A 15,776-nucleotide genomic window follows, 5' to 3' on the forward strand; every position below is an offset into this window, starting at 1 on the left:
TAGCGGAGGGAGGCTGTTTCAATAAAGGAGGAAGTAACATGGTAAAAGGAAGAATACATTCTGTAGAGTCTTGTGGTACTGTTGATGGCCCTGGGATTCGTTATGTCATATTTACACAAGGGTGTTTATTACGTTGTCAATATTGTCATAATGCTGATACGTGGGAAATCGGTAAAGGTAAAGAAATAACAGTTGAAGAAGTGATACAGGATGTGACATGTTACCTTCCATTTATTGAAGCTTCTGGAGGCGGTATAACAGTTAGCGGTGGAGAGCCACTATTGCAGCTAGACTTCTTAATTGAGTTGTTTAAAAAGTGCAAAGAAGCTGGTATTCATACAACAATCGATTCTTCGGGCGGTTGTTATTCTGAAGAACCAGAATTCCAAAATAAGCTAGATATTTTAATGGATTATACAGATTTAGTTTTATTGGATTTGAAGCATATTGATTCAAAGAAACATCGTAAATTAACAGGGAAACCAAATGAACATATTTTACAATTTGCTCGTTACTTATCGGATAAAAAGAAACCAATTTGGGTAAGACATGTATTGGTTCCCGGTGTTACCGATGGTGAAGAGGATTTGCAAAATTTATCAAACTTTATTCAAAGTCTATCTAATGTTAAGAAAGTGGAAGTGTTGCCATATCATAAACTCGGTGTTTATAAATGGGAGGCACTTGGACATAAGTATCCACTTGCGGATGTGAATCCACCGACAGAAGAAAATGTTGAGCGTGCGAAATATATTTTAAAAGCAGTCTAATCCAAATATTGGATTAGGCTTTTTGTTTCTTTATCCCGCTATTTGTGGGCAGCCCGATTGATGAAGGCTAATAATCAGTGGGGGATGAATAACCCCCCCACTGATTAAAGTTTCACTTTATAATAAAATCTAGAGTATATATTTAGAAAAGAGTATACTGAAGAGAGAATATCCATATTTTTGTAAAGGATAGGCGGAGAAATTTACATAATTGTAAAGGGAAATCAAAATAGTAAAAAGAATTAAGAAATAAAAGAGTGAGTATCATGAAATATAGAACATTTGTAAGTTATTGCGAAAGCTCTTATAGGAAAGTATAATGTAAAGATATGAGCACAGATAGGATTAAGGGGTCAATCTTATATGCTTTGCATATCCACGACAGGTACATAGCTAACAGGGGAATATTGGAATCCGAGTATGTAATGTTTAAGGAAAATGTTTTTCCTATTGTCGTATATGCAATATGGAGAAACAAAAAGCTAGGAGTGGATTTGTTTGATAAAAAACCCCAAGGTTTTAATATTAACTGCACATTACGGTAACGGTCATGTGCAAGTAGCGAAAACATTAGAACAAACCTTTCGTCAAAAAGGAATCAAAGATGTAATAGTATGCGACTTGTTTGGAGAATCACATCCAGTTATAACCGATATTACAAAATATTTATATTTAAAAAGCTATACGGTAGGAAAAGAATTATATCGTTTGTTTTATTATGGTGTAGAGAAAATTTATGATAAAAAAATAGCATCTTGGTATGCGAATTTTGGGAGAAAGCGTTTGAAGACGCTATTACAGGTGGAGAAACCGGATATTGTTATTAATACCTTTCCAATCATCGCTGTACCAGAATTGAAAAAGCAAATAGGTATTTCTATTCCTGTTTATAACGTATTAACGGATTTTTGTGTGCATAAAATATGGATCCATCGAGAAGTAGATCGTTATTTTGTAGCAACCGATCATGTGAAAAAAGTGATGGTTGATATCGGTGTACCTGCAGAGCAAATTGTTGAAACAGGGATTCCGATTCGCAGCAGTTTTGAGCTAAAGATAAATCCAGCAATTATATATAATAAATATCAGTTATGTAAGGATAAAAAGATGTTACTAATTGTAGCAGGTGCTCATGGTGTGCTAGGGAGTGTAAAAGAGCTATGCCAGTCATTTATGTCAGTACCAAACTTACAAGTAGTTGTCGTTTGTGGGAAAAACGAAGCTTTAAAGCAGGATTTAATGGAACTACAGGAACAAAGTTCTGATGCTTTAAAAGTATTTGGTTATGTTGAAAACATTGATGAGTTGTTCCGTGTTACTTCTTGTATGATTACGAAGCCAGGTGGTATTACATTAAGCGAAGCAGCAGCATTACAAGTACCTGTCATTTTATATAAACCTGTCCCAGGACAAGAGAATGAAAATGCGTTGTATTTTGAAAAAAAAGGGGCTGCAGTTGTAATTCGTGATGATAGTGAAGTTTTTGCAAAAACAGAGGCGTTATTACAAGATGATATGAAGCTTCTTCAAATGAAAGAAGCAATGAAAAGTATTTATCGTCCTGAGCCAGCTGGTCATATTGTGGATACAATTTTGGCAGAAAATCATGCAGAGCCGAATCATATACCTATTAAATCACCAGCTCTTGCCGAATCTTTTACTTAATATGAAACCCCTCTTTTAAGCATTTAAAGAGGGTTTTTTTATTGTTGTAAAAAAAGTAAACGTGAATTATTAACTTATCCCGCTATTTGCGGGCAGTAAGACCCCTACCTCAAAATTCAGCGAAAGCAAAGAAGTTAGGNNNNGGTGAAGGCTAATAATCAACAAACCCCCGCTGATTACAGTTTCACTTTATCCACAACGGATTGCGCTTCTATTAGACAGTAAAGTCGGAATATTAACAACTATATCCACATAGTCCACAATTTTTAGAAAATTATCCACAATTCTCACGTTTAGAATTCATTTAAATAGATGAATTCGTAAAATACTTTTGGAATTTATGCACAATTCTACGATTTTTGTGGATAAAGTTGTCCACAAAAAAGATTCCTTATTTATAAGGAACCTTTTTTGCTAATCTATTGGAAGATCTTATGTAATGAAACTGAATAATTAGGGGGGAAACCTTCTAATTATTCAGTTTCACTTTAAATGCTTTTTGAGCGATAGCCCGCTGCACGATCTGCTTTTCGAAATTCTCGTTGATAGAGAACTTCTTGTGTACTAGATAATGTGTTTTTTGCTTTATCACGTTTCTTTTTATCCATTACAAATCACCTCGTGTCCTAAAGTCACTATCTATCGTTTCCAAAGACATGGGGTGATATACATATATGTCAAACTAGAAAAGATTAATTATCATTTCTGAATTTTTAGATTACGCTTCTTTTAATTGGTGTGCTTCTTGGAATGTTGTATCTCGCATTGTTGCGAGTGTATATTGATCTTTTGGAATTTCATATAAATTATATACTTCTTCATGCGCGTTAATTTCATCATAAACGGCTTTTCTTGTTTCGTTTGCTAGATTTACATATTGCAGTTTTTCGGCAGCCTTAATAGACCGGATATTTATTTTACGAATACGCATAAAAATCGTTTCAATATCTAATTCGTAGAAAAGTTCGCTAAAAAATGAATCTTTCGCTAATTTATTATATCCTTTGCCATGATAGGGTTTGCCAAGCCAGGTTCCGAGGAATCCGGCTTTTTCTTGCACATCAAATAAAGTAATTGTACCGATAGGGTTACCCCATTCATCTAAAATTGTGCGTGAGATTAATTCTCCACGCTCTTCGGCTTCAATTGTTTGTTTCGTTAAAAATAAATATTCTTCATAAGAATAAGCCTTTTGACGCACAAAAGGGAAGACAGCTGGATCCACCATTAACTCGTATAGAACGTGGCTGTCGTGTAAGTCGCGTTTTTTCAACACACTAACTCCTCCTCACACGAGGGTAGCATGACGAAAAAACACCCACCCTCGAAATTTTTATATCAATCTTTAAAAAATTTCGGGGTGGGAATCGAACCCACTAGAACCAGTTTATAACGCTGGTGGCGCACCATTTGCCTTCCCCATTCATCAATTTGAAAATGATAATCACGACACAAATTGATTATGGTTTCATTCAGTTTATAATCGTATAATACTTTATCTAGTCAAAAAAATAAACTAGTTTTTTTTATTTTTTTTGTAAATTATTTTTCCGTCAATCATGGTGAGTACAGGCTTGGCTAAATAATGGAAAGGATGGTGAGTCCATAACACGAGATCAGCATCTTTTCCAACTTCAATGCTTCCAATTCTATTCTCTAAACGTAAATTACGAGCTGGAAAAATAGTTATTCCTTCCAAGGCCGTTTTTTCATCTAATCCTTCTCGAACAGCGATAGCGGCACAAACATTTAAATATTGAATGGGTGTATAAGGGTGATCTGTTGTAATAGAAACTTCTATGCCACTTTTCGATAATATATGATAAGTATCCCATGTTTTGTTTTTAAGCTCGATTTTCGAACGTCGTGTAAGGGTCGGACCAACTGAAATCTTTAAATTATGTTTCGAAAGTTCCTCAACAATAAAGTGTCCTTCTGTACAATGTTCAATACGTAAATCAAGATTGAATTCTGTCGCAAAGCGTAAAGCTGAAGTGATATCATCTGCGCGGTGAGCATGGATACGTACTGGTATTTCTCGGCGGAGTGCTTTTAAAATAGGGAGCATTCGAAAATCAGCTTCATGCCCGTAGTGTTGTGCGTCATAGAATGTTTCACGAAGTAACCCCATAATTCCCATACGTGTTATTGATTCTTTTGTGCCGTTGCTATGGACCTTTTTAGGGTTTTCTCCAAAGGCAATTTTTAAACCAGCGGGTTCCTGAATAATCATATGATCAATACAAGTTCCAGCAGTTTTTATTACACAAGTAGTACCGCCGATAATATTTTGGCTTCCGGGCATAACGTGAACAGTCGTAACCCCATTTTGTACAGCGTCTTGAAATGCAATATCAAAAGGATGGATCCCGTCTAAAGAACGGATATGTGGTGTTGAAACTTCAGATGTTTCATTTGCATCATTACCAGCCCAACCAGTGCCTTCGTCATAGAGACCAAGATGAGTATGCACATCAATAAATCCAGGTAAAAGATGAAGAGCTCGTGCGTCTATAACAGTCATATCTTGAGTAGGCTTAATATAAGGTTTGACCTCGGTGATTCGTTCTCCTGTAACCAGTACATCTCCTTGAAATTTTGGAGAGGTAATAGGATATACGATGGCTTGTTTGAGCAATGTTTTCATAGGTACCTCATTTCTGCTACTTTGTAATATTTAGTGTAAGTTAAGACAAAGTAGCTGAAAGGTTGTTCGTGTAGTAATGCTCCGGAGTTTAGAAAGTGAGAAGTTTTGAAGGAGATAAACTACCCGTAAAACTATTTTAGAAGTACTACATTGTATGCAAGAGTATATTTTGTAATGCATGGTTAACTGTAGGAAATGTGTATCGATATCCATGTTCAATCGCTTTATTGGGTAATACATGTTGCCCTTCTAATACAAGTATACTCATCTCACCGAGTAAAGCGCGCAGTACAAATGAAGGAACAGGTAACCAATGAGGTCGCCTAGTTATAGTGGCAATAATTTCACCGAACTCTTTCATCCGTATTGGCGTTGGCGCTGTAATATTAAAAGGTCCGTCAATTTCTTTTTTGTGAATGATGAAATCAATAATGCGAACGACATCGTCTATATGAATCCATGATAACCATTGGTTTCCAGATCCAATTGTCCCCCCAATATATAATTGATAGGGAAGTAGCATTTTTGGAAGAGCTCCTCCGTCTGCACCTAATACGACTCCAAATCTTGAGTAGATTGTTCTTATTCCAAGAGAACGTGCTTTAGATGCTTCTTGCTCCCATAAAAATACTGTTTCTGCTAAAAAGTCATTTCCGGGAGTTTCTTGTTGCTCAGTAAAAGACTCTGTTTCAGATGTTCCATAGTATCCAATAGCGCTTGCGTTAATAAATGTGTGTGGTTTTGTTGCGAGTGCTTGTAATTGTTTCATGAGTCCTTTTGTTGTTTGAATCCTACTGTTTAAAATTGTTTCTTTTTGTTTCTTTGTCCATCTACTATTAATAGACTCTCCAGATAGATTAATAACTACATCGATAGAGGAGAGGGGGAAGGTCTGTAAATCCGGTGTCCACTGTACGTATTGAAGGTTAGTATGTGAAGTTTCAGCAGTTTTTTTTCGAGTAAGAATGTAAACAGTATACCCCTTTTGAATAAAAAAATTAGAAAGGTATTTGCCGATAAAGCCAGAGCCACCAGAAATTGCGATTTTCACAATCATTTCCTCCTCATTATATATATTCTTGAAAAGCAAAAACGTTCCTTGACTATGTTAAAATAATAGAGAGGTGAGAGTATGGCTGTCATTACAAAAATAGAAGTGCAAAAACGATCGAAAGAACGATTTAATATTTATATTGATAAAGGCCAAGGTGAAGAGTACGGGTTTAGTGTCAATCAATCAATCTTAATGAAACATGGGTTACAAAAAGGCTTAGAAATTGATGAAGTAGCGTTAGGAAATATTTTGTACAATGAAGAGGTACAAAAAGCATATTTACAAGCAATTTCCTATTTATCCTATCAAATGAGAACAAAACAAGAAATAGAAGATTTCTTACGAAAAAAAGAAGTGGGACAGGCCATCATCTCTGAAGTCATTTCGAAATTATTACATGATCGATATATTAATGATAAAGAGTACGCGATTTCATACGTGCGAACGCAAAGTAATGTGAATCAAAAAGGTCCAACTGTTATTAGGAGAGGGCTATTAAGTAAAGGTGTTCAGGATTTAATCATTACACATAGTTTACAAGAGTATCCAAAGGAGAAGCAAATTGAGAATGCTTTGTTTCTTATAGAAAAGAAAAAAAAATCTTATCAAAAGCATTCATTTTTACAAATGAAACAAAAATTAGAAGAAATGCTTGTTCGTAAAGGGTATTCTAGAGAGGTAATTCAAATTTGTTTGGAAGAATTGAAAGACGAAAAAGATGACGAACAGCAACAAGAAGCGTTACACTATCATGGGAATAAATATTATGAAAAATATAAGAAGTATGATGGTTGGACATTCGAAAATAAGGTGAAGCAAGCGTTATATCGAAAAGGATTCTCTATTGATGAGATAGATATATTTTTACAAATGAAACGTGAAGAGGGATGAGGAAATAAGATGGGTATGCCAAAACGCTACAGTGAAATGACGCCACATGAGCTGAGGGAAGAAATTGGGGTTTTGAAGGAGCAAGCAGTAAAGGCTGAGCAACTTGGAATTGTAAATGAATTCGATGTATTAATGAGAAAAATGGCTATGGCTCGTGCTTATATGATAGATATAAATAAATTCCATATTGGTGAGACATATGAATTAGTAGAAGAACCTGGTGTGGTATTTAAAATTACGTATTTCAATGGGGTATTTGCTTGGGGATATAAGCAAAATGATAATGAAGAGATTGGAATACCAATTTCCTTGCTGCAGGAAAAATAAAAACCAGAGAGTGAATATCTCTCTGGTTTTCATCTTTGGTAGGCGTTAAAGGAGATAGGAGATTCTAAAATTGGCGTTTTTTACATTCGTTTGCCAGTATAATGAGAGACTGGGTTTGTTGCGTCTGTCCATTAACTTGCGCTTTCGCATGTTTTGGACGAGTCCACGTATGGTTAAATAATTCAGAACGACGATCTAAATGGTCACGGTAGCTCATCTTTATCACCTCGTGTAGGAAGTTAATTTAGTTTGTTACTGTACTGTACTACTCTTCCTGCTGATTTGCAGCACGCATACGTTCTTGTGGGTGCGTGTTAATTGTGCCGTTAGGTCTTTTCGAAGCGAAGCGTGATTTCGCTTTCGGTTGACCTTCGATTTTGCTGTTGTTTTTTGACTCAGACCAAAATTCGGCTTGTCTACCCATTAAGAACGCCCCCTCATTATCAGTCGATACCTCTTTAAGAAGTATCACTTATAGAATGTGCAAAATAGAAGAAACTATCCTTTAGAAATTAAGGGAATAAATAGGTAAAAGGAGAATAGAACATGAATGATATTTATGAAACATTAACGAAAGAATTATTAGATAAGAATGACAACCTTTCTTACGCACAAGCTCGTGCATGGGTTGAATTACTGTGGGAAGACTTCCGAACAACTTATGCTAAATCAGGTCGTTACCAAGGTGAGGAAATGACTGAGCAAGTGGTACGAACATGGATTAATAATCATGGAAGTCGCCTTCATGAAATGCGTACAAATAATCCGAAGTATAGCCATTTAATCAATCAAGAAGATCATTTGAAACATTAAAAAAAGCGACTTAGGTCGCTTTTTTTTAATGTGGAAGCAATTCTAGTTTTTTTCGAAGTTTTTCTTCGCTGAAAATCCATCCTGTATAGGAACTAATAATATTTAAATTTTGATCGAGCTGAACGATTGCGACGAATGGATAATAATCTTTACTTCGATACCGCAAATCAATAAATCGAACTTCATAATAGTTATCATAATCGAAAATATCCCAGCGATATACAGGTGAGAAAGATAAGAAAGCAGATATATTTTCATCTCGCACAGCAGCTTGCATAATGGCAGTATTCGGGAACGGTACGCGATTAAATTTATCGTATACAAGGATGTTACCGCGGTGCCATCTTGCGACGTAGTAATGTTCAGTTGTAACGACGGCTAAATGATAATGGTAAAATTTGTAAGAAGGAGAAATAATCACTTTCTCTACATTTTTGAAACGTTTGTATACTACACTTTTGATATTTCGATGCATCATAATGCGGCCGATGTAGTAAACAAACATTAATATATACGCTGCTAAAGCAGTATAGCCTTTATGTGCTCCGACAAGCATACAGGCGATAGCGAGTATATGGATAAAGAAAATGACCGTATCAAACGTATTAATTATGCCGAGCGCTACCCATTTTTTTGTGAAGGGCCTTAATGCCTGTGTACCATAGGCATTGAAAATATCCACAAAGACATGAAGAAAGACGGCAATAAATGACCAAAGTAGTAGATGCAGATAGGGAGCGTCTGAAAAGAAGGCGAAAGAGATGCCACTTATAAGGAGTGACCAAAGAATCACTGCAGGAATGGAATGAGTAATCCCGCGATGATTTCTTATATATTTAGCGTTATTACGCAATTTTAAAACTGTATCGATGTCAGGAATATTGGAACCGGCAATTGTTGCAAGCATCACTGCTTGTGGCCCAATATCACTTTGTGCTATAGCTGGATCTAATGTTGCCAAACTGCCTAGAGTAACGCCCATAACAAGGTGAGTGGCTGTGTCCATAGAAATCCACCTCCGTTTTTTATTAATGTAACTCTTTTTATTCGATACCTCAAGTCCTTTGCCTTCTATTTCCTATGTCATCTTACTTAAATTTTTTCCTAAAATCTTTATAATAGTACATATATGCAAAAAAATGAGGGGGATCAAGTTTGACACTTGAAATATTAAATGAGTTTAACATAGAACAGTTTCAAAATGATTTAATTGGTTGGTTTGAAAAAGAACAACGTGATTTACCGTGGCGAAAAAATAAAGATCCATACCGTGTTTGGGTTTCTGAAATTATGTTACAGCAAACAAGGGTAGAGGCTGTAAAACCATATTACGCAAATTTTATGGGGAAGTTTCCTACGCTTGAAGCGCTAGCAACTGCCGATGATGAAGAAGTATTAAAAGCATGGGAAGGCTTAGGTTATTATTCTAGAGCACGAAATTTACACGCTGCAGTAAAAGAGGTAAAAGAAGTATACGGCGGGACAGTACCGAGCGATGTAAAGAAAATTGAAAAATTAAAAGGAGTGGGACCATATACAAAAGGTGCCATTTTAAGCATTGCATATGGCATACCAGAGCCAGCGGTTGATGGAAATGTTATGCGCGTATTATCTCGTATTTTATCAGTGTGGGATGATATTGCAAAACCGAAGACGAGAAAAGTTTTTGAAGAGATTGTGCGTGAAATTATTTCGGCTAAAAATCCATCTTATTTTAACCAAGGTTTGATGGAATTAGGGGCATTAATTTGTATACCGAAAAATCCCTCTTGTTTACTTTGTCCTGTACGTGAACATTGCAGAGGGTATGCTGAAGGTGTTCAAAAAGAACTACCAGTGAAAAGTAAAGCGAAAGCACCTACAATGGTACCGCTCGTTGCAGGAGTACTTCAAACTGAAGATGGTCGTTACGTAATTAATAAACGCCCAAGTACGGGATTACTGGCTAATATGTGGGAGTTCCCGAATATTGAACTAGGTGAAGGTATTCGTAATCAGAAACAACAGCTTACGGATTATATGAAGGAGAGCTTTGATCTCTCGGTTTCGATTGATGAATACGCGATGAATGTACAACATACTTTTACACATCGTACTTGGGATATATTTATATTTTACGGAAAAGTAACAGGTAATATTGTCGAAACGGATACATTAAAGTTTGTGTCGAAAGAAGCGTTCGAACAGTTACCTTTCTCGAAATCACATCGTACAATTTACGAAAAGTGTGTTGAGAAAATTACAATGCAATAAAGTGAAACTTTAATCAGTGGGGGTTTTCTTCATCCCCCACTGATTATTAGCCTTCACCAATCGGGCTTTTACGGGCAGCCCGTCCCCCACCTAACTTCTTTGCTTTCGCTGCATTTTGAGGTGGGGGTCTTACTGCCTGGCGAATAGCGGGATAAATAATAAAAACGTGTTCCAGAACTTTGGAACACGTTTTTTATATTGAAAATAAATTTGTATTTTGAGGTTGAAAATCCACGCGTTTATAATCCGCCCCGTGACTCAATTTCTTTCACAATTTCTTTATAAATCGTTTGTCCCTCTACATTTAGATAAGGCATAATTTGCTGAAATGAATGATGAAAATGAGCTAATTCATCCTCTTTCCATTCATTTTTGGAAATCATAGTTAGCTCAGTCATATCACGTCCAGTATACATATTTCCACCTCCATCATATGTAGTTTGAATGAGTGATAAGAGATATATGCGTGAATTTTTTAAAAGAAAATTAAGGATAACTTCTAAGTGAATTGGTTACATTATTGATTGTGGAGGTGAGAAAGATGAGTAAAAAACAACAAGGTTATAATAAGGCAACTTCTGGTGCTAGCATTCAAAGTACAAACGCTAGCTATGGTACAGAGTTTGCAACTGAAACGAATGTACAAGCAGTAAAACAAGCAAACGCACAATCAGAGGCACAGAAAGCACAAGCTTCTGGTGCTCAAAGTGCAAATGCTAGTTATGGTACAGAGTTTGCAACTGAAACAGATGTGCATGCAGTGAAAAAACAAAATGCACAATCAGCTGCAAAACAATCACAATCTTCTAGCTCAAATCAGTAATGAAGGAAAAACACTTCTCCGTTCGAGAGAAGTGTTTTCTTTGTGTGCGTGTCACTGTAATGAAAATAAAGTGAACGACATAACTTCTAATAAGTCAACAAATGTAGTCAAAGGAGAAAGAAGTTCACGATTAGAAATATGTAATAGGAATTATAACTGGCGAATGAATCAAAAAGGGGGTAAGTGATGAACGACTTTGATAAGTTGGTAGGAGAGCAGTTGGAAACGATGGATGAGCTTTTAAAGTTACAATCACATTTAGAGAAGTATCAGCAAATTGAAATGAGTGGAAGGGATACGTGCGATAAAAAAGAATTGCACTTTATCCGTCAAGAAATATACAGAACAGAAATAGCATTAAAACTTTTGCATGAAAAATTTGAACAGCAAACGAATAATGTGATTCAATCTTTTGAAACCGAAAAAATAATTTAAAATTAAGGGTGAGATATGTTGTTGATTTTAGGGGGGAAGTCCTTTCTTAAACAGAGATGAAGGGACTTTTCTTTTTGTTATATCTTCGTTTAATCTTCTAAATACGTATTGCTAATTCATAGAGGATTTTCCTTTATTAAAAGGATTGGTGATGTGGTATTCAATAGTACAAACTTCATTATATTCCTCATGAAAACAAGTGTCCTATCGCTTTAGTTTTAAAATTTCGACAAAAAAGTTATAATAGAAAAAAAGTGAATGCAGTTCAAGGGGTAGTTAAGACAACTTAAGAATGGCATTTGCAGTTGAAAGCAGGGAGCATATATGGGATTTCCCAAAGAAGGAGAAAAGGTACAAATACATAGTTATAAACATAATGGCTCCATTCATAGAATGTGGGAAGAGACAACGATTTTAAAAGGGACGCAGAGTCTTGTGATCGGAGCGAATGATCGTACAGTAGTTACGGAATCAGATGGTCGAACATGGATTACTCGCGAACCTGCGATTTGTTACTTCCATGCTAATTATTGGTTTAATGTGATTGGAATGCTGAGGGAAGAAGGAGTATATTATTATTGTAATTTAAGTTCTCCTTTTGCATATGACTCTGAAGCATTAAAGTATATTGATTACGACTTAGACATTAAAGTGTATCCAGATATGACATATACACTTTTAGATGAAGATGAGTATGAGAAGCATAGTCAAATCATGCAGTATCCACCTGTTATTGATACAATTTTAAAACGAAATGTAGCACATTTAACACAGTGGATTCATCAAAGAAAGGGTCCATTTGCACCGGATTTCGTAGATATGTGGTATGAAAGATATTTAATGTACAGAAATTAAAACAAACCTGCAGGGGATTTCCCGGCAGGTTTGTCCTATTAGAGGGGGGATTATGTGCAAGGTATAAAAAGATATTTACAATTTGTTAAACCATATCGATGGCTCATTGCTATTACAATAATTATTGGTCTTGTGAAGTTTGGTATCCCGCTTATTATGCCATGGTTATTAAAGTATATTATTGATGATGTTATTCAAGGCGCGGGCTCACTTCAAGAAAAAACGTCCCAATTAATAACCGCAATCGGGATTGCTTTTTTTATTTTTGCAGTAGTAAGACCACCAATAGAATATTATCGCCAATATTTCGCGCAACGTATCGCCAATACAATACTATACGATTTACGAAAATACATTTTTGGGCACTTGCAAAAATTGAGCTTACGTTATTATTCGAACACAAAAACAGGGGAGCTTATTTCACGTGTAATCCATGATGTAGAACAAACGAAGGATTTTGTAATTACGGGTCTTATGAATGTCTGGTTAGATACTGCAACAATTGTTATTGCCATTATCGTTATGTTTTCTATGAATATAAAATTAACCTTTGTTGCTTTATTAATCTTACCTATTTATGTAGTTGCAGTGAAATATTTTTTCGGGCGTCTTCGGAAATTAACTAAAGAGCGTTCACAAGCGTTAGCAACTATGCAAGGGTATTTACATGAACGTATTCAAGGAATGCAAGTGACACGTAGTTTTGCATTAGAAGAGTATGAAAGAGGACAGTTTGAAAAGAGAAATAATGAATTTTTAACGAAAGCACTAACTCATACGAGTTGGACGGCCAGAACGTTTTCGGCAGTGAATACGTTAACGGATTTAGGACCGTTACTTGTGATTGGTTTTGCAGCATATGAAGTGATTCAAGGTCAGTTAACTCTAGGGACTATGGTTGCTTTTGTTGGATATATGGATAGTTTATATAGTCCGCTTCGTCGCCTTGTTAATTCATCTACAACATTAACACAGTCTTTTGCCTCGATGGATCGAGTGTTTGAATTGTTGGATGAAAAATACGATATTGTTAATGTGCCAAATGCGGTGCAAACGAAAAGGTTAAATGGGGAAGTTACATTTGATAATGTTTCTTTTCGTTATAATGCGGATGAAAAAGAAATATTGCATAATCTGTCATTAACTATGCGCCCGGGAGAGAAGGTTGCGCTTGTAGGGGCAAGTGGAGGAGGAAAGTCATCTCTTGCTAGTTTAATTCCGCGTTTTTATGATGTTTCTGAAGGTGCAGTTTATATAGACGGGATAGATGTAAGAAAGTATAATATGAGAAATTTACGTAGTCATATTGGAATTGTGCTACAAGATAATTTATTATTTAGCGATACAATCGGGGCTAATATTTTATATGGTAATCCGAAAGCTACAGAGGCGGAAGTGATTTCAGCTGCCAAAGCTGCACAAATTCATAATTTTATTATAGAGTTGCCAGAGGGCTATGATACTGTCGTTGGGGAACGTGGTGTGAAATTATCTGGCGGGCAAAGACAGCGTGTAGCAATCGCACGGGTTTTTCTAAAGAATCCGTCTTTACTTATATTAGATGAAGCAACTTCCGCTTTAGATTTAGAGAATGAACGATATATTCAAGAGGCGCTGCAAACGTTAGCTGCAGATCGGACAACAATTATCATTGCACACCGATTAGCGACGATTACGCATGTCGATACAATTATTTATGTTGAAGATGGTGAAATAAAAGAAAAGGGTTCTCATGAAGAGTTAATGAAAAAGAGGGGGTTTTATTACAATCTATATCAACTTCAGCATATAACAGAAACAGCTCCTTTAGCGTAAAAGGAGCTGTTTTTTATTCGTCTTCTTTTTTATCTTCGATTTGGAGTTCACTCTCTGGTTTATGGTATGTGTAGAAGCTATCCACAAGTAAATCTAAATGCTCTACTTCCTCACTGTAGTTAATAATTGAAGAAATAAGAGGGAAGAGATGTAACCATATTTTATATGCTTCCTCATCGTCCTTATTTTGATAATCCATAAAGATATCAATCAATTCTTGTTTACCTGTTTCAACTTCATCAAGCATTTCAACAGATTGTTGTTTCTTTGCTTTACCAATAAATTTTAATAACACTTGTTCGTGATAATGCGTTAATGAATCCAGTTCGTTTTGAATAGATTCCTGAAACTCTTCTGGCATATAGCGCAGTTCATTTTCAGTGCGATGCAATGACTTTAACGTGCTTAAAGCGCGGCTTGTTGTCGCTAACATTTGTCTGAATAAAACGAGCTTACGAATTTTCGCGAATTGTATTTTTTTCGTATAGCTTCTTTCTTCTTTATACAGCAAATAGTAATGATTTAGTTTAATCATTTTTTCTTTCATACGATCAATATCGGTTTTTAGCGTTGTAAAATCAGAAGCTTGCCTACTGTTCATACGAATCCATTTAACAATTTCCTCGGTATTATCAACGATACGATGGTAAAGTTTTGTTTCATATTTTGGCGGCATAAATACTAAATTTACAAGTGAAGCCGCAATAATTCCAATCATAATCGTCGCGAATCGAAGTAAGGCAAAATTAAAGAAATCTTCGCCTTGATACTCCATAATGGCGATAACTGTTACTAAAGCGATTGATATTGTTTTTTCTAAGCGTAATTGTAAAGTAAGAGCAATTACTAATATACACGTTAATCCAATAATAAAAGGATTATGTCCAAAAGCAGTAGCAAATACGATAGCGAATACCGCACCAATTACGTTTGCTTGAATTTGCTCAAGAGCTGTTAAATACGAGCGGTATACAGACGGTTGGACAGCAAAGATAGCTGAGATTCCCGCAAATACTGGACTCGGTAATTGAAGTAAAATACAAGCAAATAAAGCTAATGTAATGGCAATACCCGTTTTTAAAATGCGAGCACCAAGTTTCATACCCTTATTGATATCCTTTCTCTTGTCATAATGAATGTACAACATGATACTATACATTCATTACAATATGTTAGCAAGTGATATTTTAGTGACGTTAAAAAGTTTAATAAATAAATTACAATCCATTTATAATTTCTCCAAATTCTCTTTAAACATCTATTCTTTAATAAAAAAACCTGCTGAATTTCAGCAGGTTTCAAATTGTTATTCTAGATTACTATGCGATGCTCGCTTCGTCAATTTTTTTATCACGCTATTTGTGGGCAGTAAAACTCTCACCTCAAAATTCAGGTGGAGCAAAGAAGTTAGGTGGGAGCCCTGCTGCC

At 35.7% G+C, this 15,776-nt stretch carries 19 protein-coding genes; 10 read left to right on the forward strand and 9 right to left on the reverse strand.

Annotated elements, in window-relative coordinates; translation table 11 throughout:
• Positions 1-38 precede the first annotated feature (38 nt).
• Together pflA and V7038_RS01415 are read left to right on the forward strand one after the other, a co-directional pair.
• On the forward strand, positions 39-770 hold the full coding sequence (gene pflA, locus V7038_RS01410; RefSeq protein WP_335468841.1) for a pyruvate formate-lyase-activating protein: 732 nt from the start codon (positions 39-41) through the stop codon (positions 768-770).
• A 498-nt stretch (positions 771-1,268) separates the two neighbouring features.
• Entirely contained in the window at positions 1,269-2,435 is a 1,167-nt protein-coding gene (locus V7038_RS01415; protein WP_002113823.1) for a diglucosyl diacylglycerol synthase, read from the forward strand.
• Between the two features lie 488 nt (positions 2,436-2,923).
• Here V7038_RS01415 and V7038_RS01420 read toward each other — a convergent pair whose 3' ends face one another.
• From V7038_RS01420 to V7038_RS01435, 4 genes are all read right to left on the reverse strand, one after another.
• Positions 2,924-3,043 (reverse strand): YfhE family protein, encoded by a 120-nt coding sequence (locus tag V7038_RS01420; protein ID WP_000358484.1) that lies wholly within the window; start codon positions 3,041-3,043, stop codon positions 2,924-2,926.
• A gap of 110 nt (positions 3,044-3,153) precedes the next feature.
• Positions 3,154-3,711, reverse strand: a complete 558-nt coding sequence (locus V7038_RS01425; protein ID WP_002091129.1) for a GNAT family N-acetyltransferase — start codon at positions 3,709-3,711, stop codon at positions 3,154-3,156.
• 240 nt (positions 3,712-3,951) lie between these two features.
• On the reverse strand, positions 3,952-5,082 hold the full coding sequence (locus V7038_RS01430; protein ID WP_002113826.1) for an amidohydrolase: 1,131 nt from the start codon (positions 5,080-5,082) through the stop codon (positions 3,952-3,954).
• A 145-nt stretch (positions 5,083-5,227) separates the two neighbouring features.
• A complete protein-coding gene (locus V7038_RS01435; RefSeq protein WP_335468844.1) occupies positions 5,228-6,133 on the reverse strand; it encodes a TIGR01777 family oxidoreductase in 906 nt (301 codons plus the stop codon).
• 81 nt (positions 6,134-6,214) lie between these two features.
• Between V7038_RS01435 and recX the strand changes: the two genes are divergently transcribed.
• Together recX and V7038_RS01445 are read left to right on the forward strand one after the other, a co-directional pair.
• A complete protein-coding gene (recX, locus tag V7038_RS01440; protein WP_002113830.1) occupies positions 6,215-7,027 on the forward strand; it encodes a recombination regulator RecX in 813 nt (270 codons plus the stop codon).
• Positions 7,028-7,036: 9 nt separating this feature from the next.
• On the forward strand, positions 7,037-7,354 hold the full coding sequence (locus V7038_RS01445; protein ID WP_002113842.1) for a YfhH family protein: 318 nt from the start codon (positions 7,037-7,039) through the stop codon (positions 7,352-7,354).
• 64 nt (positions 7,355-7,418) lie between these two features.
• Here V7038_RS01445 and V7038_RS01450 read toward each other — a convergent pair whose 3' ends face one another.
• Entirely contained in the window at positions 7,419-7,571 is a 153-nt protein-coding gene (locus tag V7038_RS01450; protein WP_002010325.1) for a YpzG family protein, read from the reverse strand.
• Between the two features lie 48 nt (positions 7,572-7,619).
• Positions 7,620-7,778: a small, acid-soluble spore protein K gene (locus V7038_RS01455; RefSeq protein ID WP_002113845.1), complete on the reverse strand. Its 159-nt coding sequence runs from the start codon at positions 7,776-7,778 to the stop codon at positions 7,620-7,622.
• A 122-nt stretch (positions 7,779-7,900) separates the two neighbouring features.
• Between V7038_RS01455 and V7038_RS01460 the strand changes: the two genes are divergently transcribed.
• A complete protein-coding gene (locus V7038_RS01460) occupies positions 7,901-8,167 on the forward strand; it encodes a YfhJ family protein (protein ID WP_002113846.1) in 267 nt (88 codons plus the stop codon).
• 25 nt (positions 8,168-8,192) lie between these two features.
• Here the strand turns inward: V7038_RS01460 and V7038_RS01465 are convergent, their stop codons facing one another.
• Complete coding sequence (locus V7038_RS01465; RefSeq protein ID WP_002125060.1) at positions 8,193-9,173, reverse strand: metal-dependent hydrolase; 981 nt, start codon at positions 9,171-9,173, stop codon at positions 8,193-8,195.
• 149 nt (positions 9,174-9,322) lie between these two features.
• Here V7038_RS01465 and mutY point away from each other — a divergent pair, with 149 nt between their 5' ends.
• The gene (mutY, locus tag V7038_RS01470) at positions 9,323-10,420 is read left to right on the forward strand and encodes an A/G-specific adenine glycosylase (protein WP_070127871.1); all 1,098 of its coding nucleotides are present in this window, start codon (positions 9,323-9,325) and stop codon (positions 10,418-10,420) included.
• 239 nt (positions 10,421-10,659) lie between these two features.
• On the opposite strand, the gene V7038_RS01475 is transcribed toward mutY, so the two are convergent.
• Positions 10,660-10,836, reverse strand: a complete 177-nt coding sequence (locus V7038_RS01475; protein ID WP_199661209.1) for a hypothetical protein — start codon at positions 10,834-10,836, stop codon at positions 10,660-10,662.
• Between the two features lie 125 nt (positions 10,837-10,961).
• Here V7038_RS01475 and V7038_RS01480 point away from each other — a divergent pair, with 125 nt between their 5' ends.
• From V7038_RS01480 to V7038_RS01495, 4 genes are all read left to right on the forward strand, one after another.
• On the forward strand, positions 10,962-11,243 hold the full coding sequence (locus tag V7038_RS01480; protein WP_002151730.1) for a gamma-type small acid-soluble spore protein: 282 nt from the start codon (positions 10,962-10,964) through the stop codon (positions 11,241-11,243).
• A gap of 186 nt (positions 11,244-11,429) precedes the next feature.
• The gene (locus tag V7038_RS01485; protein WP_002091121.1) at positions 11,430-11,678 is read left to right on the forward strand and encodes a YgaB family protein; all 249 of its coding nucleotides are present in this window, start codon (positions 11,430-11,432) and stop codon (positions 11,676-11,678) included.
• Positions 11,679-12,002: 324 nt separating this feature from the next.
• Positions 12,003-12,533 carry a nucleoside tri-diphosphate phosphatase gene (gene ntdP, locus V7038_RS01490; protein WP_000506627.1) on the forward strand — a complete coding sequence of 177 codons (531 nt, stop codon included), beginning with the start codon at positions 12,003-12,005 and terminating at the stop codon, positions 12,531-12,533.
• Between the two features lie 54 nt (positions 12,534-12,587).
• The gene (locus V7038_RS01495; RefSeq protein WP_335468849.1) at positions 12,588-14,348 is read left to right on the forward strand and encodes an ABC transporter ATP-binding protein; all 1,761 of its coding nucleotides are present in this window, start codon (positions 12,588-12,590) and stop codon (positions 14,346-14,348) included.
• A gap of 13 nt (positions 14,349-14,361) precedes the next feature.
• On the opposite strand, the gene V7038_RS01500 is transcribed toward V7038_RS01495, so the two are convergent.
• Positions 14,362-15,450, reverse strand: a complete 1,089-nt coding sequence (locus tag V7038_RS01500) for an aromatic acid exporter family protein (protein ID WP_002010342.1) — start codon at positions 15,448-15,450, stop codon at positions 14,362-14,364.
• Positions 15,451-15,776: the final 326 nt, after the last annotated feature.

The organism is Bacillus sp. JJ783 (assembly GCF_036963225.1).
In the GTDB taxonomy this organism is placed as follows: domain Bacteria; phylum Bacillota; class Bacilli; order Bacillales; family Bacillaceae_G; genus Bacillus_A; species Bacillus_A cereus_U.

What these genes read in the sequence shown, in the direction of transcription:
- V7038_RS01450 (WP_002010325.1), bottom strand. Translation starts at nt 7,571, where the DNA reads ATGAGCTACCGTGACCATTTAGATCGTCGTTCTGAATTATTTAACCAT.
- V7038_RS01430 (WP_002113826.1), bottom strand. Translation starts at nt 5,082, where the DNA reads ATGAAAACATTGCTCAAACAAGCCATCGTATATCCTATTACCTCTCCA.
- V7038_RS01465 (WP_002125060.1), bottom strand. Translation starts at nt 9,173, where the DNA reads ATGGACACAGCCACTCACCTTGTTATGGGCGTTACTCTAGGCAGTTTG.
- V7038_RS01475 (WP_199661209.1), bottom strand. Translation starts at nt 10,836, where the DNA reads ATGTATACTGGACGTGATATGACTGAGCTAACTATGATTTCCAAAAAT.
- V7038_RS01480 (WP_002151730.1), top strand. Translation starts at nt 10,962, where the DNA reads ATGAGTAAAAAACAACAAGGTTATAATAAGGCAACTTCTGGTGCTAGC.
- recX (WP_002113830.1), top strand. Translation starts at nt 6,215, where the DNA reads ATGGCTGTCATTACAAAAATAGAAGTGCAAAAACGATCGAAAGAACGA.
- pflA (WP_335468841.1), top strand. Translation starts at nt 39, where the DNA reads ATGGTAAAAGGAAGAATACATTCTGTAGAGTCTTGTGGTACTGTTGAT.
- ntdP (WP_000506627.1), top strand. Translation starts at nt 12,003, where the DNA reads ATGGGATTTCCCAAAGAAGGAGAAAAGGTACAAATACATAGTTATAAA.
- V7038_RS01460 (WP_002113846.1), top strand. Translation starts at nt 7,901, where the DNA reads ATGAATGATATTTATGAAACATTAACGAAAGAATTATTAGATAAGAAT.
- V7038_RS01420 (WP_000358484.1), bottom strand. Translation starts at nt 3,043, where the DNA reads ATGGATAAAAAGAAACGTGATAAAGCAAAAAACACATTATCTAGTACA.
- V7038_RS01455 (WP_002113845.1), bottom strand. Translation starts at nt 7,778, where the DNA reads ATGGGTAGACAAGCCGAATTTTGGTCTGAGTCAAAAAACAACAGCAAA.
- V7038_RS01500 (WP_002010342.1), bottom strand. Translation starts at nt 15,450, where the DNA reads ATGAAACTTGGTGCTCGCATTTTAAAAACGGGTATTGCCATTACATTA.
- V7038_RS01485 (WP_002091121.1), top strand. Translation starts at nt 11,430, where the DNA reads ATGAACGACTTTGATAAGTTGGTAGGAGAGCAGTTGGAAACGATGGAT.
- V7038_RS01445 (WP_002113842.1), top strand. Translation starts at nt 7,037, where the DNA reads ATGGGTATGCCAAAACGCTACAGTGAAATGACGCCACATGAGCTGAGG.